The sequence below is a fragment of the Streptomonospora alba genome (genome assembly GCF_000826685.1).
Classification (GTDB): Bacteria; Actinomycetota; Actinomycetes; order Streptosporangiales; family Streptosporangiaceae; genus Streptomonospora; species Streptomonospora alba.
Genome location: NZ_JROO01000038.1, coordinates 97574 through 118405, shown reverse-complemented (window position 1 = coordinate 118405; position 20832 = coordinate 97574). Strand labels below are relative to the sequence as shown.

General features: G+C 72.3%; 17 protein-coding genes. 1 reads left to right on the top strand and 16 read right to left on the bottom strand.

What is annotated here, in order from left to right:
- Positions 1 to 139: 139 nt before the first annotated feature.
- The 15 genes from LP52_RS19495 to LP52_RS19425 all read right to left on the bottom strand — a co-directional run bounded on the left by LP52_RS19495 (position 140) and on the right by LP52_RS19425 (position 17436).
- Positions 140 to 634, bottom strand: a complete 495-nt coding sequence (locus LP52_RS19495; protein WP_052810045.1) for a MarR family winged helix-turn-helix transcriptional regulator — start codon at positions 632 to 634, stop codon at positions 140 to 142.
- 168 nt (positions 635 to 802) lie between these two features.
- Positions 803 to 2032, bottom strand: a complete 1230-nt coding sequence (locus LP52_RS19490) for an aminotransferase family protein (protein ID WP_040275707.1) — start codon at positions 2030 to 2032, stop codon at positions 803 to 805.
- A gap of 409 nt (positions 2033 to 2441) precedes the next feature.
- Positions 2442 to 4952 (bottom strand): phenylalanine--tRNA ligase subunit beta, encoded by a 2511-nt coding sequence (gene pheT, locus LP52_RS19485; RefSeq protein ID WP_040275647.1) that lies wholly within the window; start codon positions 4950 to 4952, stop codon positions 2442 to 2444.
- A complete protein-coding gene (gene pheS / locus LP52_RS19480; protein WP_040275645.1) occupies positions 4952 to 6070 on the bottom strand; it encodes a phenylalanine--tRNA ligase subunit alpha in 1119 nt (372 codons plus the stop codon). The genes pheT and pheS overlap by 1 nt, the downstream gene beginning before the upstream one ends.
- Positions 6071 to 6195: 125 nt before the next feature.
- The gene (locus LP52_RS19475; protein WP_052810044.1) at positions 6196 to 7326 is read right to left on the bottom strand and encodes a sensor histidine kinase; all 1131 of its coding nucleotides are present in this window, start codon (positions 7324 to 7326) and stop codon (positions 6196 to 6198) included.
- A 235-nt stretch (positions 7327 to 7561) separates the two neighbouring features.
- Complete coding sequence (locus tag LP52_RS19470; protein ID WP_052810043.1) at positions 7562 to 8413, bottom strand: TrmH family RNA methyltransferase; 852 nt, start codon at positions 8411 to 8413, stop codon at positions 7562 to 7564.
- A gap of 25 nt (positions 8414 to 8438) precedes the next feature.
- Complete coding sequence (gene rplT / locus LP52_RS19465) at positions 8439 to 8816, bottom strand: 50S ribosomal protein L20 (protein ID WP_040275643.1); 378 nt, start codon at positions 8814 to 8816, stop codon at positions 8439 to 8441.
- A 117-nt stretch (positions 8817 to 8933) separates the two neighbouring features.
- The gene (gene rpmI / locus LP52_RS19460) at positions 8934 to 9125 is read right to left on the bottom strand and encodes a 50S ribosomal protein L35 (protein WP_040275641.1); all 192 of its coding nucleotides are present in this window, start codon (positions 9123 to 9125) and stop codon (positions 8934 to 8936) included.
- A gap of 186 nt (positions 9126 to 9311) precedes the next feature.
- A complete protein-coding gene (gene infC / locus LP52_RS19455) occupies positions 9312 to 9875 on the bottom strand; it encodes a translation initiation factor IF-3 (RefSeq protein ID WP_040275640.1) in 564 nt (187 codons plus the stop codon).
- Between the two features lie 568 nt (positions 9876 to 10443).
- Positions 10444 to 11274: a shikimate dehydrogenase gene (locus tag LP52_RS19450; RefSeq protein WP_040275639.1), complete on the bottom strand. Its 831-nt coding sequence runs from the start codon at positions 11272 to 11274 to the stop codon at positions 10444 to 10446.
- On the bottom strand, positions 11274 to 13484 hold the full coding sequence (gene mltG / locus LP52_RS19445) for an endolytic transglycosylase MltG (protein WP_040275638.1): 2211 nt from the start codon (positions 13482 to 13484) through the stop codon (positions 11274 to 11276). Before mltG ends, LP52_RS19450 begins: the two co-directional genes overlap by 1 nt.
- Complete coding sequence (ruvX, locus tag LP52_RS19440) at positions 13481 to 13960, bottom strand: Holliday junction resolvase RuvX (protein WP_040275636.1); 480 nt, start codon at positions 13958 to 13960, stop codon at positions 13481 to 13483. The genes mltG and ruvX overlap by 4 nt, the downstream gene beginning before the upstream one ends.
- A gap of 100 nt (positions 13961 to 14060) precedes the next feature.
- Positions 14061 to 16733, bottom strand: coding sequence for an alanine--tRNA ligase (gene alaS / locus LP52_RS19435; protein ID WP_040275634.1), 2673 nt, complete (start codon positions 16731 to 16733; stop codon positions 14061 to 14063).
- On the bottom strand, positions 16733 to 17047 hold the full coding sequence (locus LP52_RS28495; RefSeq protein WP_040275632.1) for a hypothetical protein: 315 nt from the start codon (positions 17045 to 17047) through the stop codon (positions 16733 to 16735). The genes alaS and LP52_RS28495 overlap by 1 nt, the downstream gene beginning before the upstream one ends.
- Complete coding sequence (locus LP52_RS19425) at positions 17044 to 17436, bottom strand: DUF948 domain-containing protein (protein WP_040275630.1); 393 nt, start codon at positions 17434 to 17436, stop codon at positions 17044 to 17046. Before LP52_RS19425 ends, LP52_RS28495 begins: the two co-directional genes overlap by 4 nt.
- Positions 17437 to 17767: 331 nt before the next feature.
- Between LP52_RS19425 and LP52_RS19420 the strand changes: the two genes are divergently transcribed.
- On the top strand, positions 17768 to 19285 hold the full coding sequence (locus LP52_RS19420) for a serine/threonine-protein kinase (RefSeq protein ID WP_040275629.1): 1518 nt from the start codon (positions 17768 to 17770) through the stop codon (positions 19283 to 19285).
- Between the two features lie 171 nt (positions 19286 to 19456).
- Here the strand turns inward: LP52_RS19420 and LP52_RS19415 are convergent, their stop codons facing one another.
- The gene (locus LP52_RS19415; RefSeq protein WP_040275627.1) at positions 19457 to 20812 is read right to left on the bottom strand and encodes a replication-associated recombination protein A; all 1356 of its coding nucleotides are present in this window, start codon (positions 20810 to 20812) and stop codon (positions 19457 to 19459) included.
- Between the last annotated feature and the right edge of the window lie 20 nt (positions 20813 to 20832).

Here is a 20832-nt window from a genome sequence, read left to right as displayed (position 1 = left end):
TACCGGGGTTCCGCCGTGCGACCGGGGGCGGTGTGCGGATCGGGACGGCCGGGGACGTCGCCCCCGTGGGGGTGCCGCCACCGACGCGCCGGATGCGGCACGAGCGCGATCCGCGCGGCCGGGGCGAAGTGGACGGCTGTCAGGCCCCGCGCGAGCTGTCGCGCAGAAGGCGGGCGAAGTCGCCCATGCGGCGGACGGTGTCCTCGCCGAGAGGGCCGAGCACATGCTCGCGCAGCAGCACCACGTGCTGGGCGCGCGCCTTCTCGGCGAACTCGCGGCCTGCGGGGGTGAGCTCGGCGTAGACGACGCGCCGGTCCTGCGGGCAGGAGGTCCGCACGAGGTAGCCCTGGCGCTCCAAGCGGTCGGCCAGCTTGGTGAACCCGCCGCTGCTGAGACTGACCTCGCGGGCGAGCACGCTCATGGGAAGCCGGTTCTGCGGGGAGCGCTGCAGGCGGATGAGCACTTCGAACCAGGGGCCGGACATGTCGCCGCCGCTGGGGTCCACGCCGCGCAGCAGCAGCGGGGAGGTCTCGTTGAGAGCCTCTACCAGCAGGCCCCAGGCGGTGATGAGCTCGTCGTCGGTGATGGCGCTTCCGCCGTCCGCACCGGTACCGGCGTCCGCGTTCCCGCTCACCTGTCCGCCCCCGCTTTCATCGACCTCCTCGGCACTATTTACCTTACCTAAGAAATATCTTTCGCGTGAAACGACTGGGTCGCACGGCGGTGCGCAGCCGCCGGGGCGCCGCGCTGTGCGCGGCGCCCCGGGTTCGACCGGATCAGGCGCCCCCGGCTCGGCGGGACGTCACTGGTGGCGTTCGGCGACCGCGTCGAGAGCGGAGCGCAGCGTGGAGACCAGGTGGTCGATCTGCCCCCAGGTGATGATCAGCGGCGGCGAGATCAGCAGGGAGTGCGGGACCGCCCGGAGGATCACGCCGCGGGCACGGGCCTCGGCGAAGACCTCGGCGGTGGTGATGCCGCGCTCGCCCAGCGCCTCCTCGGTGAGCTGGACCGCCGCCATGACGCCGGTACCCGAGCGGACCTCGGCCACCAGCGGGTGGTCGGCCAGGGAGCGCACCGCTGCGTCGAGCTGGGCCTCAAGCTCGATCGCGACGGTGAACAGGTCCTCGCGCTCCAGGATGTCCATGTTGGCCGAGGCGGCCGCGCAGCAGGTCGGGTGGCCGGCGTAGGTGGTGCCGTGGTGGAACGGGTTGCCGGGGCGGTTCCAGAACGGCTCGGCGATCTCGCCGCTGGCGATGACACCGCCCAGGGGCTGGTAACCGCTGGTGACGCCCTTGGCGAAGACGATCATGTCCGGGCGCACGCCGTAGCGCTCGATCCCGAACCAGTTGCCCATGCGGGCGAAGGCGCAGATGACGCTGTCGACGACGAAGAGCACGCCGTAGCGGCGGCATACCTCGGAGACGCCGGTGAAGTACTCCGCGTCGACGGCCCAGACCCCGCCGGCACCGATGACGGGCTCGGCGAAGAACGCGGCGACGTTCTCCGGACCGACCCGCAGGATCTCCTCCTCCAGTGCGCGCACGGAGTCGTGGGGCACCACCGAGGCGTCCTCGACCATCGGGCCGAAGCCGGTACGGAAGCGGTCCATGCCGATCATGCCGGTACCGATGCCGTGCAGCCCGTGGTAGCCGCCCGTGCGGCTGATCAGGTGCTGCTTGCCGGGGCGATCCTTGGCGGCCCAGTAGCGGCGGGCCAGCTTGGCGGCGGTCTCGATGGACTCCCCGCCTCCGCAGGTCAGGATCACGCGCGGGTCGACCACGGGGGCGTGGGAGGCCAAGCGCTCGCTCAGTTCCAGCGCGGGACGGTTGGCGAAGTCGCCGTAGACGGCGAAGGCGTCCAGTGTCATGAGCTGCCGGTGGACCGCGTCGGCGAGCTCGCGGCGCCCGTGGCCGACGTTGCAGTACCACAGGCTGGCGGTGCCGTCGAGGAAGCGGTCGCCGTTGTCGTCCCACAGCCAGGCGCCCTCGGCCCGCTCGACGACGAACTTCGGCCCCTGGGACACCTTGTTCATATCGCTGAAGGTATGCCAGAAGCGGCTGGGTTCGAGCCGCTCCATCGATGTGCGCGCGTACGAAACCACTGTTTCGGTCATAGAGCGACCTCCGAGCCGAGCTGAGCGTGCGGACACGCAAACGCCGAAAGAAACAGCTGTTCCGCGAGTGCCCCGGGACCCCGGATCGCGGCAGGTGACTGCAGGTTAAGTTCTGAGACCGACCGGCTTCAAGAGACGAAACACAGAATAATCCCCACGTTAACCGGCGACATTCATCCTACCTTTGACCCCGCACCTATTTCAAGTCTTTGACCTGCATAAATGTGGGGAAAAATCTTCTGAGAAAGTTGCGTCGGCCCCCGCCCTTCGGATGTTTAACGAAGGCGGGGGCCGATACGCAGAGCCAGCGGCGCCGGCTGGAGCCGACTCAACCGCGCAGCACGGCTCCGGTCCGCTCGGCCGCCGCGGCGACAGCAGCCTCGCGCGCCTGGGCGATCTCCTCGGCCGCAAGCGTGCGGTCGGGGGCGCGGAAGCGCAGTGTGTAGGCCAGCGAGCGCCGGCCCTCGCCCACCTGCTCACCGGTGTAGACGTCGAACAGGCGCACGTCCTCCAAGAGCTCGCCCGCTCCCGTGCGCAGCGCCTCCTCGATCTCGGCGGCCGGAACGCCGTCCCCGACCACCAGTGCGACGTCCTGCAGCGCCACGGGATAGCCCGAGACCGCCGGCGCACTCGCCGGTCCTCCGGCCGCCTCGACCGTGTCCAGATCGACCTCCATGGCGCAGGTGCGCTCCGGCAGCCCGTAGGCCGCCACCGCCCGAGGGTGCAGCTCGCCGGCGTGGCCGACGAGCCGCTCCTCGCCTTCGACGCGCACATACAGTGCAGCGCAGCGGCCGGGATGCCACGGCGCGTACCGGGCCGCCCGCACGATCAGCTCCGCGTTGGCCGAGCGGGCGGTCTCACGGGCGGCCTCGACCGCGTCGGCCCAGGTCGTCGGGCTGCCGGACCGCTGCCAGGTGGCGGGTTCGCGGTCGCCTGCCAGCACCGCGCCCACGCGGCGCGGCTGCTCGGGCAGCGCCCGGGCCAGCGACTCCTGCTCGTCGGGCGCGGGCCCGCGGTCCACCGCGAGCATCGGCGCGCGCTCGGGCGCACCGGGCCGCGGCGAGTAGACCAGCCCGATCTCGTAAAGGGCGACATCGTGGAAGCCGCGGCCCACATTGCGCACCAGGGTCTTGAGCATCCCCGGCAGCAGCGTCGTCCGCAGCAGCGGCTCGTCCTCGCTGAGCGGGTTGGACAGCCGCAGCGCGCTGCGGCGGTGGTCCTCGGCATCGATCTGCAGGCCGTCGAGGTCGCGCTCACCCATGAACGGGTAGCTCAGCACCTCGGCGAAGCCGGTGGCGGCCAGCCGCCGGCCGACCGAGCGCCGCAGCCGCTGGCTCGGCGTCAGCCCCCGCCCCGCCGGCGCGCGCGGCGGGATGGAGGGGATGCCGTCGTAGCCCTCGATGCGGATGACCTCTTCGGCGAGGTCGTTGGGGTCGGTCAGGTCGGGCCGCCACGTCGGCGGGGTGACGCGCAGCTCGGCCTCGCCGCCCGCCTCCTGCTCGACCGTGCAACCGACCCGCTCCAACGCGGCGACGACGCGCCCTCGCCCGTAGGCGACCCCGGCGACGCGGTCGGGACGGTCGGCGGCGATCACGATCGGCCGCGGCTCGACAGCCGCCTCGTCGGCGATGTGGGTGTATCCCTCGTCGATCGTCCCCCCGCCCAACTCGGCCAGCAGGCGCACCGCGCGCGTGGCGGCGGCCGGCTGCAGCGCCGAGTCGACGCCGCGCTCGAAGCGGCGGGAGGACTCGGAGGAGAGCTGGTGACGGCGCGAGGCGCGGGCGATGTGGGTCTCGGCGAAGTGCGCGGCCTCGACCAGCACGTCGGTCGAGGAGAGGCCGATCTCGGTGGTGGCCCCGCCCATCACCCCGGCCAGGTTGATCGGGCCGGACTCGTCGGTGATGAGGATGTCGTCGGGGTCGAGGGCGCGCGTGACGTGGTCGAGGGTCTCCAGCTTCTCGCCCGAGCGCGCCAGGCGCACCTCGATGGGGCCGCTCAGCGTGGCGCGGTCCCAGGCGTGCAGCGGTTGACCCACCTCCAGCATCACGTAGTTGGTCACGTCCACCGCCAAGGAGATGGAGCGCACGCCCGCGAGCGCGAGGCGATGCTTCATCCACATCGGGGTGGGTGCCTCGGGGTCGAACCCGGTGACGCCGTGCAGCACGTAGCGCGAGCAGATCGCCGGATCGGCGACGGAGGCCGGGTATCCCTTGCCCGGGGCGCCGGCCGCCTGAACGTCGGCCGGGTCGCGGAAGGGGGTTCCGTAGGCGGTGGCCGCCTCGCGGGCCACGCCGCGGATCGACAGCGCGTAGCCGCGGTCGGGCGTCACGGCGATGTCGAGCACGTCCTCGCGCAGGCCCAGCAGCCCGTAGGCGTCGTCGCCGGGCTCGGCGCCGCCGGCGGGCAGCACGATGATGCCGGTGTGGTCCTCCCACAGGTTCAGCTCCGACGCCGAGCAGATCATGCCCTCGGAGACCTTGCCGTAGGTCTTGCGGGCGCTGATGGCGAAACCGCCGGGAAGCTCGGCTCCGGGCAGGGCGGCCACGACGAGGTCGCCCTCGCTGAAGTTGCGGGCGCCGCAGACGATGTTCTGCGGCTCGCCGCTGCCGTTGGCGGTACCGACGTCGACCCGGCAGTAGCGGATGGGCTTCTTGAAACCCGTCAGCTCCTCGACGTCCAGCACCCGCCCCACGACGATCGGGCCGGTGATGTCGGCGCCGACGCGGTCGACGGTCTCGACCTCCAGACCCAGGCCGATGAGCTTCTCGGCCAGCTCCCGGCCGGTGGTGCCTTCCGGCAGGTCGGTGTACTCGGTGAGCCAGGAAACGGGGACGCGCATCAGATCTCCATCCCGAATGCCGAGGTGAACCGCACGTCGCCCTCGACCATGTCTCGCATGTCCTCCACTCCGCGGGCGAACATCAGGGTCCGTTCCACGCCCAGGCCGAAGGCCCAGCCGCTGTAGCGGTCGGTGTCCACACCCGCCGCCGTCAGCACCCGCGGGTTGACCACGCCGCAGCCGCCGACCTCGATCCAGCCCTCCGAGGAGCAGGTGCGGCAGGGGTTGGCGGGGTCGCCCACCGAGGCGCCCCGGCACACGAAGCACTCCATGTCGACCTCGGCGGAGGGCTCGGTGAAGGGGAAGTAGGAGGGCCGGAAGCGCGTGGCCAGCCCGCTGCCGAACATGCCGTGGACGAACTCGTCGATGGCGCCCTTCAGGTGGCCCATGGTGATGCCCTCGTCCACGACCAGCCCTTCGAGCTGGTGGAAGACGGGGGTGTGGGTGGCGTCCAGTTCGTCGGTGCGGAAGGTCTTGCCGGGCGCGACGACGTAGACCGGCAGGTCGCGCTCCAGCAGCGCGCGCACCTGCACCGGCGAGGTGTGGGTGCGCAGCACCAGGCCGGACTCCCCGCCGGAGGGCGACTCCACGAAGAAGGTGTCCTGCATCGTGCGGGCGGGGTGGTCGGGCAGGAAGTTGAGCGCGTCGAAGTTGTACCACTCCGCCTCGACCTCGGGGCCTTCGACGACCTCGAAGCCCATGCCGACGAAGATGTCGGCCATGCGCTCGGCGACGGTGGTCACCGGGTGCCGCCCGCCCTGGGGCAGCCGACCGGTGGGCAGCGTGACGTCGACGGCCTCCTCGACGAGGACGCGGGCGTCGCGCTCCTCCTCCAGTTCGGCCTGGCGCTGCTTGAGCGCCTCGCCGACCTCGCGGCGGGCGCCGCCCACCCGCTTGCCGGCGTCGGCGCGGGCCGACGGCGGCAGCGCGCCGATCTCGCGGTTGGCCAGGGCCAGCGGCGAGCGGTCGCCGGCGTGGGCCAGGCGCACCTGCTTGAGCTCCTCGAGCGTGCTCGCCGCCGCGATGGCCGCGAGGGCCTCGTGGCGCATCCGGGCGACCTCGTCAGGATGCAGAGGGGTCACTTCGACCGGATCGTACTGATTGTTGGGTGCAGACATGGATGTTCGCCTCGCCGCCCGCGCCCGCGTGGGCGGGGCGGCCGTCACGGCCCAGCGCTGTGCGTGGGCTCAAGCCGACAGGGACCTGGGAAGAAACCGCCCGCCGCGGCCGCTCCCGGATGCGCTCACGCGAACTCGGGGGCGCCGGCGGGCACGGTAAATCGGAACTCGGCGCCGCCGCTGGGGGCACGCCCGACCGTGATCTCGCCGCCGTGGGCCTCGATCAGCCCTTTGACTATGAACAGTCCCAGGCCGGTGCCGCCGCGGCGCCGGGTGCGCCAGAACCGCCGGAAGACACGCGGAACGGCGTCGGGCGCGATGCCCTTGCCTTCGTCGCGTACCGACACAACGGCCCCATCCTCGTACGGCTCGATCACAATGGTGACAGTACCAGCGCCGTGCCGTACCCCGTTTTCCAGCAGGTTGGCCATGATCTGGCCGATCTTGTCGGCGTCCAGCCAGAGCTCGGGCAGCGGGCCGCGGACGTCCAGGCGGAAGCGGCCGGCGGGCTCTCCCGCGGCCACCCGGCCGGCGATGAGCGTGCGCGCCAGCTCGGGGAGGTCGACGACCTGCTTGCGGATCTCCACGCGGCCCGACTCGATGCGCGAGACGCTTAGCAGCTCGGTGATCAGCCGTGTGACGCGGTCGGCGTCGGCGTTGACCGTCTCGAGCATGAACATCTTCTGCTTGTCGGTGAGCCGGTCCCATTTGCCGAGCAGAGTCGCGGTGAAGCCCTTGACGCTGGTCAGCGGCGACCGCAGTTCGTGGGCGACGGTGGAGACCAGGTCGGCGCGGCTGCGTTCGCCGCGGGCGCGGTGTGAGGCGTCGCGCAGGGTGATGACCAGCTGGGTCAGCTCGCGGCTGGAGGCGTCGCGAACATAGCGCGCGGCCACGAGGATCTCGCGGCCGTCGGCGAGGAACAGCGCGCGCTCGGGCTGGCGTGTGCGGGTGCGCAGGCCGCCGTAGGGGTCGCTGCACTTCCACCAGTCGCGGCCGTCGGCGTCGTGCAGCGGCAGCACGTCGCGGAAGTCGTAGCCCAACGCGGCTTCGGGCGCCATGCGGGCGAGCCGCTGGGCCATGCGGTTGAACGTGACGATGCGGCCCTCGTGATCGGCGACGACGAGGCCGTCGGGGAGGTCCTCGGCCGAAAGCAGGGGTACCGTGCGTACCGGCTCCGCGGCGCTGTGCTCCCCTGGTTGGTCGCCGACCACGACCGCCTCCCCACGCCCTGATATGACTGCCCCGCCGGGGATCATTACCCGCAGTCCTCGCCGGTTACGCTCCGGGGCTCCCGCTCCGAGGGCCGTGGAGCGGTCCCGCCGCGCTGCGCCGGCGACCCGTAGATGAGGGCTTGAGCGTATCGGCAACACCGGGGATGCGGGCAACCCGCAGAACGGGGAAAACCTGGGCATAGGCCGGGAAGAGCGACCCCGGGGACGTCTCACCAGGGACCTTGGGCCCTGTGGGCGGCGCTACCCGCGTCGCGGGTCGCTACTCCCCTGCCGCATAGCTGCGGCCCGCGCCCGAGGCACCGGCTTTGCCGCGCTGCTGGCGCGCGGTGGTGTACAGGCACACGGCGGCGGCAGTGGCGAGATTGAGGCTTTCGGCGCCGCCGTAAATGGGCACGGCGACAGCGCCGTCGGTCAGGGCGACGGTCTCCTCGGGCAGGCCCCAGGCCTCGTTTCCGAAGACCCAGCCCACCGGTCCGTCGAGTTCGCCGAGGTCGGCGGCGGCGTGCAGATCGTGGTTCCCCCCGCCGTCGGCCGCGAAGACGCGTGCGCCGGCGCCGCGCAGATGGCGCACCGCCTCGGCGACGGGGACGCCGACGACGACGGGCAGGTGGAACAGGCTCCCCGCCGACGCGCGCACGCACTTGCCGTTGTAGGGGTCGACCGAGGCGTCGGTGAAGACCACCGCGTCGGCGCCGGCGGCGTCGGCGGTACGCACCACGGTGCCGGCGTTGCCGGGATCGCGCACGTGGGAGAGGACGGCCACCAGCCGAGCGGGGCCGATGCCGCTCAACTCGACGTCGACGAAGTCGCACACGGCCAGCAGCCCTTGCGGGGTGACCGTCTGCGCCAGCTCGGTCATCACCTCGAGGGTGACCCGGTGGACGGCGGCGCCGTGCGCGTCGGCCGCCTCGATCAGGTCGGCGTGGCGCTGTGCGGCCTCGGCGGTGGCGAACAGTTCGTGCACCCGCCCGGGTGCGGCGAGCGCCTCGCGTACCGCCTGCGGCCCTTCGGCCAGAAACCGGCGCTCACGCCGCCGGAAAGCGCGTTTGGCGAGCCGACGAGCCCCCTTGATGCGGGGGGACCTGGCGCTTGTGAACTCGTGGCTCGCCATCGCGTCGTGCTGTCTGTCGGGGCGCTCAGGCCGCGGACTGCTGCTGCGTGGGCAGCGCGTTCTTCGCGGTCTCGACGAGGGAGACGAAGGCCGCCTCGTCGTTGACGGCCATCTCGGCGAGCATCCGGCGGTCGACGTCGATGCCGGCGAGCTTGAGGCCCTGCATGAACCGGTTGTAGGTCAGGCCGTTGGCGCGGGCGCCGGCGTTGATGCGCTGGATCCACAGCTTGCGGAACTGCCCCTTGCGATCCCTACGGTCCCGGTAGGAGTAGGTCATCGAGTGGAGCCACTGCTCCTTGGCCTTGCGGTACAGCCGCGAACGCTGACCTTCGTAGCCCTTGGCGCTCTCGAGGATTTCCCGGCGCTTCTTCTTGGCGTTGAGAGCCCGCTTCACGCGTGCCACTGTGACTCCCTTATGGGTTGGCGTCGGCATCCGCCGCGATCCCGATCAGCTCGGGCGCGCGGCGCCCTAAGCCGGAGGGATCCGGCCGGACGGATCGGACGGAATGGAACTCAGCCTCTAGCCGAGCAGCTTCTTCATGTTCTTGGCATCGGGGCGGGCGAGCTCGACCTCGCCGCTGAGACGGCGGGTGCGCTTGCTCGACTTGTGCTCCAGCAGGTGGTTCTTGTTCGCACGGCGGCGCATGACCTTGCCCGAGCCGGTCACACGGAAGCGCTTGCTGGCTCCACTGTGGGATTTGTTCTTCGGCATAGTCGCCGTCGTCTCCTACTCAGTTCTCAATCCAGTGCCGCCGGTCCTCCCGGCGGCACGACTGGTCTGCGCACAGCACATCGGCATACTGCGGCGCACCTCCGCCTCCCCCGTGGGGCGGGCGGCGGTACACCGCGCTGCATCAACGTCCTAGGGCGCTGCGCGCCCGGCCTGATCCGCCGGCGCTCAGGTCCCCTGGCCGGCCTGCTCCTGCTGAGGCTGCTCGCGCCGCGACTTCCCGCCGCTGCCGCGAGCCTCGGCCTTGTTCTCGGAGCGACGCTTGTGCGGTCCGAGCACCATGACCATATTGCGGCCGTCCTGCTTGGGCTGCGACTCGACCGCCCCGAGGTCCGAGACGTCCTCGGCCAACCGCCCCAGCAGCCGGCGCCCCAGCTCGGGCCGGGACTGCTCGCGGCCGCGGAACATGATCGTCACCTTGACCTTGTCCCCGCCTTTGAGGAACCGCACGACGTGACCCTTCTTGGTCTCGTAGTCGTGCGGGTCGATCTTCGGGCGGAGCTTGATCTCCTTGATGATCGTGTTCGACTGGTTCTTGCGCGACTCGCGCGCCTTGACCGCGGACTCGTACTTGTACTTGCCGTAGTCCATCAGCTTCGCGACCGGCGGGCGTGCCGTGGGCGCGACCTCGACGAGGTCGAGCTGGGCCTCTTCGGCGAGACGCAGCGCGTCCTGCACAGGCACGATACCGACCTGTTCGCCGTTGGGACCGACGAGTCGAACCTCGGCCACCCTGATGCGGTCATTGATGCGGGGCTGCTCAGCGCTGATGGGACCCCTCCCTAGCATTGTCGAAAATCTTGTGGGGGGTCACCCGGGCCCTGAACGGAACCGAAAAGCGAAAACCCCGCCGGCGGTGTGCAAGCGGGGTGATCCACCGAGACGCGCCGCTTGCGACGAGGCGGTCATTCCGCCCCTGCGACGCGCCGCCACCGAAACCGGTGGCGCCGAACAGCGCACCGTGTGCGCCGCCGACCGGAACCCGGACGGGGATTACCCCGGCGGGTGGGAGGATCCGCCTCCGCTTACGCGTGTCCGATGCGTGATGCACCGGATCAGGTCAGGCCACCATACTACCAGCAGTCGGTCTGCGTTCCGCCATCAAGCGCCGGGTGACACCTGCAGTCTGAATAATCCAACATCGGGGCGTGGGGGGCTATTCCCTCCCGTCACCCCCCACCACCCAAACGGAGACGCTCCGCGCCACACCACACCCCGTCCGTCACCCCCCACCACCCAAACGGAGACGCTCCGCGCCACACCACACCCCATCCGCCCAGGGGGAGGGCCGCGCCGCGCGTCACGCGGCGCGGCGGTCCAGCTCAGCGAGGCCGGCGGCGCGCATCGCCTCCACCGGTGCAGGTCGGAGGCCGGTCATCAGCTCCACCTGGCGCGCCGCCTGATGCAGCAGCATCACGAAGCCGCTGACGACGGTGCGCCCGGCCGCATGGGAAGCCGCCGCCAACGCGGTCGGCCACGGGGTGTAAACCGCGTCGAACACGGCCGCACCGCAGTCGGCGACCGCGTCGGCGTAGGCGTCCGCGGCGCCGCCGGGCAGTGTCGAGATCACCACGTCGGCGTCGAGGAAGCCGCCGATCCGAGCCAGCGGCGCGGTCGTGACACGCATCCCCATGCGCTCGGCCGCGGCCACCACCCCCGCTGCGCGCGCGGGCTCGCGTGCCAGGACGGCGATCCCGCCGTCCTGGACGGCACCCAGCCCGCGCAGCGCGGCCACAGCGGAGGCCGCTGTGGCACCGCCGCCCAGCACCGTCGCCGAGGAGACGCGCTGCACCCCGGCCTCACGCAGTGCGGCGGCGATGCCGTGGACGTCGGTGTTGAACGCCCGGCGCCGCCCGCCGCCGAAGACGAGGGTGTTGGCGCCGCCGACCTCGCGGGCGACGGGCTCGGCCTCGTCCGCGAGCCGCAGCGCCTCGCGCTTGAGCGGCATGGTCAGGCTCAGCCCCGCCCAGCCGTCGTCGCAGCCCTTGACGAAGCCGGCCAGTCCTTCTTCGGCGCACTCGAAGCGCCCGTAGGACCACTCCCCCGCCAGTCCGAGCGCGGAGTAGGCGGCGGTGTGCAGCACCGGGGACAGCGAGTGGCCCACTGGCGACCCCAGCACCGCCGCCCGCATCACGCGTCCCCCCGGTTCCGCTCGAACTCCTGTTTGAGCTGCACGAACTCGTCGTAGGTCTCGGCGAACTTCGTGACCCCGTTCTCCGGGTCCGTGGCCACGAAGAACCGCCAGTCGCCCTCGGCCGGATCCAGCGAGGCCTCGATGGCGTCGCGGCCGGGGCTGACGATGGGCCCGGCGGGCAGGCCCTTGCGGCCGTAGGTGGCGTACTCGCTGCCGCTTTCCTTGCACCTTTCGACCTGGGCGCTGGTCAGAGCGATCCCGTACTCGTCGAGCACGTAGAAGCAGGTGCTGTCCATTCCCAACTCCATGCCCGCTTGCAGCCGGTTGTAGACGACGCGGGCGACCTTGGGCATGTCCTCGGCCGACCCGGACTCCGCCTGGACCACGGCCGCCACCGCCATGGCCTCGTTGGGTGTCAGGTTGAGCTCCTCGGCCCGCTTCTGCAGCGACACGTCCTCGGCCACCTCGTGGTACCGGTCGACCATGCGCTTGAGCAGCGCGACCGCGCCCGCGTCGGGCGGCATGTCGTAGGTGTCCGGGAAGAGGTACCCCTCGGCGCCCTGCTCGGCGTAGTCGGGCAGCCCCAGCTTCTCGCCGTCTTCCAGGGCGGCGCGCAGGTTCTTCATGGGGATGCCGGTCTTTTCGGAGAGCAGCGTGAGCATCTCCTCGGAGCGCAGGCCCTCCTTGAAGGTGATGTGCGCCTGAACGCGGGCGGAGGGGTCCATGAGCATGGCCACGGCTGCCTCGCCGCTCATCCGCTCGTGCATCCGGTACGTACCGGGGGCGAGGCTGCCGCCATCGGCATAGAGCGCGTTGAGGAACGCCCGAGGGCTGGCGACGACTCCCTTGTCGGCCAGCTTCTGGGCGACGGCGCTGCCGCTGGAGCCCTCGGCGACGATGACCTCGACGTTGCCGCTGCCCTGGCCGTCGTAGTCGGGCGGGAACACGTAGATGCGGCCGAGGTAGCCGCCCCCGGTCAGTAGGGCGACCAGCGCCAGGCAGATCAGCACGATCGGGAGCCTTCTGCGGCGCGTGCGCTTCTTCGCGGGCCGCGCTTGGCGGCCCCGTCCGCGGCCGCCGGGGTCTCCGCGCCGGCGAGAGCGTTCCTCGGCCGGTCCGCTGTCGTCGTCCTCGGTGCCGTCCTCGTTGTGGAAGGCGTACCCGGGGGCGTCGCTCTCCGGCTCCGCGGCGGGGGCGCGCCGGTTCCGCCGCCGACCACGCCCCGTGTCGGCCGGGGCCGGGCGGGAGCGGCGCCGGGGGGCGCCCTCGGGTTCCGCCTGCTCCCACGGCTCCGCGGCAGGCGGGCCGTAGCGCTCCCCCGTGTCCTCGACGTCGTCGGAGCGGTCGTGCTCTTGGCGCCGCGAGCGCCGACGCCGCGGCGCGGGCTCCTGCTCGTCTTCGGGCGTGCGGGGCGGCACCGCGCCGAACGCGCCGGTGTCGGCGGCGTCTCCACGACGGCGCCTGCGGCCCCCGCGGGGCTCCTCCCCGCTGTGCGGCTCGGTCTCGGGGACGTCCGCCGCCGCGAAGCCGCCCGACTCGGGTCCGCGGCGCCTGTCGTCGGCCCCGCCGAGCGCGGGGCCCTGTTCGGGGACGGTGGGAAACGCGCCGGTATCGCCGGAGCGCCTGCGCCTGCCGCCGCGCGGCTCGTCCCCGGTGTCCTCACCGCGCGAGCGCTTGCGCCGCACCGGTACGGCGTCGAAGTCCAGCGCTCGCGGCTGCACGGGCCGGAAGTCGTCGTCCCCGTCGGCGGGATCGCTCCGGCTCCAGGCCAGATGGTCCTCGGCGTCCTCCTCGGAGCGGGCCCTACGGCGGTGGGCGCGCTGACCGGAGGACTCGGAGGACGCCTGGGGCTGCGGCCCGGTGGCCGGACCGGGCTCGGCTGCGTCCGAGCCGCGGTGCCGGCGCCCGCGGGGCCGGGCGGCCGGGCCGCCGTCCCAGGGGGGAGGCCCCTGCTCGCCGCCGGAGTCGTAGGAGCCCGGGGCCTCGGCTCGGCGCCAGGGGTCGGTCAGCGGGTCGCCGCTCCGTCCGTCCTGCGCCGCGCGCCACGGATCCGTTCTCGGGTCGGCGTAGGGGTCGGTGTAGTGGTTCGCGCCGGAGGAGCGGCGGGGGCGGGCGCCGCCACCGTCGTCGAGGGGGTCGGGGTCGGAAGCGCGGCGCCGCCCACGCCGCCCGTTGTCCCCGCCGTCGTAGGGATTGCGGTCGCTCATGCGCCGCTCCCGACGGTCTCGCCGGGCGGGCGACCGCTCTGGCGCTCGGCGTCCAGGGCGCTCTGCAGGAGCACGACGGCAGCGGCCTGGTCGACGACCGAGCGCCGTGCCTTGCCGCCGCGGGCGCCGCGCCGACCGTAGGAGGCACCGGAGCGCAGCTGCTCCTCAGCGGTGATCGTGGTCATCCGTTCGTCGACCAGACGCACCGGCACGGGCGCCAGCCTGCGCGCCAGCGTCTCGGCGAAGGACCGCGCCCGGCGCGCCGCGGGCCCCGCCTCGCCCGAGAGCGAAGCGGGGTAGCCGACGACGATCTCGCGGGCCTCGTGTTCGAGTACGAGTTCGGCGATCCGGTCGAGATCGCCGTCACCGCGGCGGACGGTCTCCACGGGCGTGGCGAGCATGCCGCTGGGATCGCTCAGCGCGATCCCGATCCTGGTGCTACCGGGATCCACCGCGATTCGAACGCCGCGCCTCAAGAATCGGACTCCCCCGTACGGAGGCAAGGCAGTACGCGCGACAGCACGCCGGGGGGTTCGCTGGTCAACTCGAGGTGTCCTTTCTGCCCGTGGGGGCGGGTCAGGAGGTCTGGGCGACGCGCTGCTCGACGGCGCTCAGTGCGCTGTCGACGGCCGAGGCGTCGGTCCCGCCCCCCTGAGCCAAGTCGGGCTTGCCGCCGCCTCCGCCGCCGAGGGCGCGGGCCGCCAGGCCGACCAGGTCTCCGGCCTTGAGTCCGCCGGCCTGGCCCTGCTTGTTGACCGCCACGACGACGACGGGGCGGTCCTCGGGCACCGCTGCGACGGCGACCACGACGGGGTCGTCGTCGCCCAGGCGCTGGCGCACGTCGGCGGCCAGCCGACGCAGGTCGTCGGCGGTGGTGCCGTCAGGTGCCCGGTGGGTGGCCAGCAGCGCCGACCCGTGCCGGCGGGCGTTCTGAGCCACCTCCCCGGCGGCTTGCAGCACCTGGGCGGCGCGCATCCTCTCGATCTCCTTCTCGGCGCCGCGAAGCCGCGACACGAGGGAGTCGATGCGCTCGGGAAGCTCCTCGCGCGGGGTCTTGAGCTGTTCGGAGAGCTGGCCGACCAGCAGTGACTCGCGCGAGAGCCGCCGGAAGGCGTCGATGCCCACGGCAGCCTCGACGCGGCGCACGCCCGAGCCGACCGAGGACTCCCCCAGCAGCTTGACGACGCCGAGCTGGCCGGTGGCGGCGACATGGGTGCCGCCGCACAGCTCGCGCGAGTAGTCGCTCATCTCGACGACGCGGACCCGGTCCCCGTACTTCTCGCCGAACATCGCCAACGCGCCCATCGACAGCGCCTCGTCCATGGACGTGGTGAAGTCGCGCACCTGGATGTCGCCGGAGAGGACGGTGTTGACCTCGTCCTCGATCTCGGAGAGTTCCGAGGTGGCCAGGGGGTTGCTCGCGGTGAAGTCGAAGCGCAGCCGACCGGGCTGGTTCTCCGAGCCGGCCTGTCCGGTGGAGGGGCCCAGCGCGTTGCGCAGCGCGGAGTGGATGAGGTGGGTGGCCGAGTGCGAGCGGGAGACCGAGGCGCGGCGGTCGGAGTCGATGACGGCTTCGATCCGGTCGTCCAGGGCGATGGTGCCCTCGCGCACGGTGCCGCGGTGCACGAACAGGCCGGGGACCGGCTTCTGCACGTCCTCGACGTCGACGGTGCCGCGGCCGGGGGCGGAGACGGTGCCCTTGTCGGCGAGCTGGCCACCGCTTTCGGCGTAGAAGGGGGTGCGGTCCAGCACCAGTTCGACCTGGTCGCCCGCTGAGGCGGCGCCGACCGACTCCCCTCCGACGACCAGGCCCAGCACGCGCGACTCGGTCCCGTGGTCGGTGTAGCCGAGGAAGTCGGTGGAGCCGGCGCTCTCCAGCAGCCGGCCGTAGACGCTGACGTCGGCGTTGCCGAGCTTCTTGGCCTTGGCGTCGCGCTTGGCGGTCTCGCGCTGCTCGGCCATGAGCGTGCGGAAGGTGTCCTCGTCGACGCCTAGGCCCTGCTCGGCGGCCATCTCCAGCGTGAGGTCGATGGGGAAGCCGTAGGTGTCGTGCAGCTGGAACGCGTCGGCGCCGGAGATCCGGTCGGCCCCGGTGCTGCGGGTGCGCTCGGCGGCGCGGCCGAACAGCGCGGTGCCCGAGCGCAGGGTGTCGGAGAAGTTCTTCTCCTCGGTCTCGATGACCTCGTGGATGCGGTCGGCGTCGTGGCGCAGTTCGGGGTAGATGCCCTGCATGGCCCCGATGGTGGTCTCGGTGAGCCCGTGCAGGTAGGAGGCGTCGGTCCCGGAAAGCAACCGCAGATTGCGGATGGACCGGCGCAGGACGCGGCGCAGCACGTAGCCGGCCTTCTCGTTGCCGGGCCGGACGCCGTCGGAGACGAGCATGGTCGCGCTGCGCACGTGGTCGGCGACCACCCGCAGCATGACGTCGGAGCGCTCGTCGTCGCCGTAGGCCACGCCGGTGCGCTCGGAGGCGTCGCGCAGGATGCGCCCGAGGGTGTCGGTCTCGTAGATGTTGTCGACGCCTTGCAGCAGGGTCGCCAGGCGCTCCAGGCCCATGCCGGTGTCGATGTTCTTGCGGGGCAGGTCGCCGAGGATCGGGAAGTCCTTCTTGGCGCCGCCTTCGCCCCGCTCGTACTGCATGAAGACGAGGTTCCACACCTCGACGTAGCGGTCCTCGTCGGCGGCCGGGCCGCCCTCGGCGCCGTACTCGGGGCCGCGGTCGTAGAAGATCTCGGAGCAGGGGCCGCAGGGGCCGGGGACCCCCATGGACCAGTAGTTCTCCTCGACGCCGAAGCGCTGGATGCGCTCGGCGGGGACCCCGACCTTCTCGCGCCAGATGGTCTCGGCCTCGTCGTCGTCGAGGTAGACGGTCACCCACAGCCGCTCGGGGTCGACGCCGTAGCCGCCCTGGGCGACCGGGGAGGTCAGCAGCTCCCACGCCAGCGGGATGGCCCTCTCCTTGAAGTAGTCGCCGAAGGAGAAGTTGCCGAGCATCTGGAAGAACGTCGCGTGCCGCGAGGTCTTGCCGACCTCCTCGATGTCGATGGTGCGGATGCACTTCTGCACGCTGGCGGCACGGTCGTAGGGGGCTGTGCGCTCGCCCAGGAAGTACGGTTTGAACGGCACCATGCCGGCCGCGACGAACAGCAGGGTGGGGTCGTCGGCGACCAGGCTGGCCGACGGCGCCACGGTGTGTCCGTTCTTCTCGAAGAATGAGAGGAAGCGGCTGGCGATCTCTGCCGTCTCCATCAGCGGCCGTCCTTCATGTCGGGGGCGTCGATAGCGCCGCGGGGTCGGGTGACTCGGCCCGGAGTGTGGACGGGCAGGGCGGGGCGCTCGCCGCCGCCGTCGTAGCGGCCCTGCAGTTCGGCCTCGCGCTGCCGCATCGCGTCGTGGATGTCCTCGTTGAACTCGCGGAGGACGGCGCGGTAATCGGCGACCTGGTCCTCGACGCGGCCGGCGATTCCCGCCGGGCTCCACGCACGGGCCGTGCGGTTGAGCTTGTGAACAACATACCCGCCGAGCGCGGCACCTGCGACAAGATAAGCCAGTCGGCGGATCATCGGCGCTCCTTCCTGCGGCGGTTGCGCACCAGGGCCAGAGCACGGCGCTGGCCGAGCACCTTGCGCACGCCGTAGGAGAACGACGCCGCCTTGACCAGCGGACCCGCCACCGCCGAACGCGTCAGCGCGGTGACGGTCGAGACGTCCTCGGTCGCTGTCGCGACGTTGGCGGTGATCTCCTCGACCCGGTCGAGGGAGGCTCCGGTGCGCTCGACCGTGGTCGCGACGTCGTCGAGCATGGGCCGGGTGCGCTCGCCGAACTCCGCGACGACCTTCGTGGTCTCCGACAGCAGCCTGGTGAGCTTGACGAGGGCCACGCACATGAACGCGACCAGCACCGTCCAGACCACCGCCGCGATGAGCGCTGCTACGTCTCCTGCGGTCAGCATGCGGGCTCCGTTGGCGAATCGAGGTGGCGGCATCTCCATCGGCGGCATTCAGGGGGCTCGCCCGATCCGTCCACGGTGGAAGAGGCCTCATCGGCACCACCGGTCGGGACGGGGCCGACGGAATGCGGAGATCCGAATACGGCCGACCCTACCGTGTCCGGAAACGATACGCCCGTGTGAGGCCGGTGTGTGGCGCCCGGCACTTCGCGGCCGGTGTCCGCCGATCCGACGTCGACGAAAATCCTGAGATGTCGCAGAATCATGGCATCGAATTTTCGCCATGCGATCTGCTGGCGCAGTTGGCACAACCCCCCGTGCAGACAGGATGCCCATGAGCCGCCCCGCCGAGCGCGAGATCTCTGTTCTGGTACCGCCGCACCTCGCCCCGCTGGCCCCCGGAGACCCGGGGTCGGTCGGGCCCTATGTGCTCATCGGCCGCCTCGGCGCCGGCGGGACCGGCACCGTCTTCGCCGCGGTCGATCCGGCCGACGCGAGCGCAGAGCTCGTCGTGGTCAAGGTGGTGCACCCGTGGCCGGTCGAGGAGCCGGAGAACCGCGAGCGCCTGCGGGCCCGGCTCGAAGCGCTGGCCGGAGTGGACGGGCGCTGCTACGTGCCGCCGACGGCCTTCGACGCCGCGGCCGAGCACCCGTGGCTGGCCATGCCCTACGTCGCGGGCCTGCCGCTGGACGGCTTCGTGCGCGAGCACGGGCCGCTGGGGCGGGGCCGGCTCATCGCGCTCGTGGCGACGCTGGGCGAAGCCCTGTCGGCCCTGCACAGCCACGATGTGCCGCACGGAGACCTCACGCCCGACAACGTGCTGCTGAGCAGCCGCGGCCCGCGTCTGCTGGACTGCGCCCTGCCGGGCGACGGAGAGCTGCTGCGCCGCACCGCGACACCGTGGACGGCACCGGAGCGGCTGGAGGGCGGCGAGCCCTCGGCTGCGGCCGACGTCTTCTCGTGGGCGGCGATCGCGGTGTTCGCCGCCAGCGGCCGGCCGCCGATCGACGACGAGGGCGCTCCGGCCTCGGTGACCCCGTGGCTGCAGGGAGTGCCGGGCGAGATGCGCCCGATCGTGCGCCGCGCGCTCTCCGAGGACCCCCGCGACCGGCCCACGGTGCGCGAGGTGCTGGGCGCCACGATCGCGGCCTGGGAGGCCATCAGCGGCTCGGACGCCCCGCAGGTGCAGGGCACCGCCGTCACACAGGTGCTCTCGCGCGAGTGGCGGGGCATCGTGGAGCCGGACCGGTTGCCGCGGCTCGTGCGGCTGGGCACGAACCGGCGCCGCGGAGCCGGGCGGGCCGTGCTGGTCGCCGGCGGGTCGGTGGTGGCGCTTGCGCTGATCGGCGGCGGAGGCTACGCCGCCTATGCGGCGCTGAACGGGGGCGGCACCGAGCAGGCGGCTCCCCCGCCCGCGCCGTCGCCCTCGGCCTCGTCCGATGCCCGGCAGGGGCCGCCGATCGTGCGGTTCGACCCGGCCGATCAGGAGAACCCGGCCGAGGGGCCGTGGGTGTACACACGGGTGGAGCGCCGCCCGTCGGCGCCGGAGACCCCCGCGGCCACCCTCGCGCCCGACGCCTGGAGCGAGCAGTGGCAGCCGGTGGGAGAGGACGCCGTCCAGGAGGCGGTCATCACCGAGGACACCGAGGTGCTCTGCGCCCGGTTCTGCGTACCGGGCCCGGGCTACGTCGAGGACGACCGCGGCACGTTCCCGATGAACGGCCGGGAGTTCATCGACTACCTCGCGTGGGGGCAGCCGGTGATCGCGGAGGTGGAGTTCGCGGAGGAGGGCGGCGACGGGCCGCGTGAGATCTCCCGCATCGTCGAGGTCTATCCGACGCCGCCGGACTAGTCAGCCGCCTCGGCACGGTCGCTCGAAGGCCCCCGGGAACCGCCCAGGCCATCACCCCGGAAGGCTGCGGCCCCGGGGGGCGGCCGTGGCGCGGAAGGACCTCCCACCCCCTGGGGCGAGCGTGGCACGGAGAGGCTTCCCACTCCTCGGGTGGCGGTCGGCGATGTGCTCTCAGCGGTCGGCGGGCGGCGCGTCCTGGCTTCCGCCGGACTCTCCGCGCAGCACGCCCTTGATGCGCTGCAGGACCTCGCCGAAGCGGCGCTCGGTGCCGTGGGTGGTGGGGACGTAGTACTCGCGGCCCACCAGGGCGTCCGGAGCGTACTGCTGGGCGACCACCCCGCCGGGGTGGTCGTGGGCGTAGGCGTAGCCCGAGCCGTGCCCGAGCTCGCGGGCGCCCTTGTAGTGGGCGTCACGCAGGTGGGAGGGCACCGGTCCGGCGCGGCCCTGGCGCACGTCGGACATCGCGGCGTCGATGGCCGAGATCACGGCATTGGACTTGGGCGCCAGGGCGATGTGCACGACGGCCTGAGCGAGGTTGATGCGCGCCTCGGGCAGGCCGATGAACTCCACCGCCTGGGCCGCGGCGACCGCGGCCTGCAGCGCGGTGGGGTCGGCCATGCCCACGTCCTCACTGGCGTGTACGACGATGCGGCGGGCGATGAAGCGGGGGTCCTCCCCCGCTTCGATCATCCGGGCCAGGTAGTGCAGCGCGGCGTCGGGGTCGCTGCCGCGCATGCTCTTGACGAAGGCGCTGATGACGTCGTAGTGCTGATCGCCGGTGCGGTCGTAGCTCACCGCCTGGCGGTCCACGGCGCGCTCGACGTCGGCGACGGTGATCTCGGTGCGCTCGCCGGCCACCAGGGCGGCGGCCTCCAGGTAGGTCAGAGAGCGGCGGGCGTCGCCGCCGGCGAGGCGGATCAGCTGCTCGGCGGCGTCCTCGGCGAGGGTGTGGCGGCCGCCGAGGCCGCGTTCGTCGCGCAGTCCGGCGTCGACGACGCCGCGGATGTCGTCGTCGGTGAGGCTGTCCAGCGTCAGCAGCAGTGAGCGCGACAGCAGCGGACTGATCACGGAGAAGAAGGGGTTCTCGGTGGTGGCGCCGATGAAGCTGACCCAGCGGTTCTCCACGGCGGGCAGCAGGGCGTCCTGCTGGGTCTTGCTGAAGCGGTGGACCTCGTCGACGAACAGCAGCGTGCGGGTGCCGCGCATGCCCATCTGGCGGCGGGCGTCCTCGATGACCGCGCGGACGTCCTTGACTCCGGCGCTGACCGCCGACAGCTCCACGAAGCGGCGCCGGGTGACGCGGCTGACCACGGTGGCCAGGGTGGTCTTGCCGGTGCCGGGCGGGCCCCACAGGAACAGCGACATGGGCGCGTCGTCCTCGACCAGGCGGCGCAGCGGGCTGCCCTCGCCCAGCAGGTGCTGCTGGCCCACGACCTCGTCGAGGGTGCGCGGGCGCATGCGCACGGCAAGCGGTTCCTGGCCGCGCTGGGCTTCGGCGCCGGCGTCGTCGAACAGTGTTTCGGACACGCATCCAGCCTAAGCGAGCG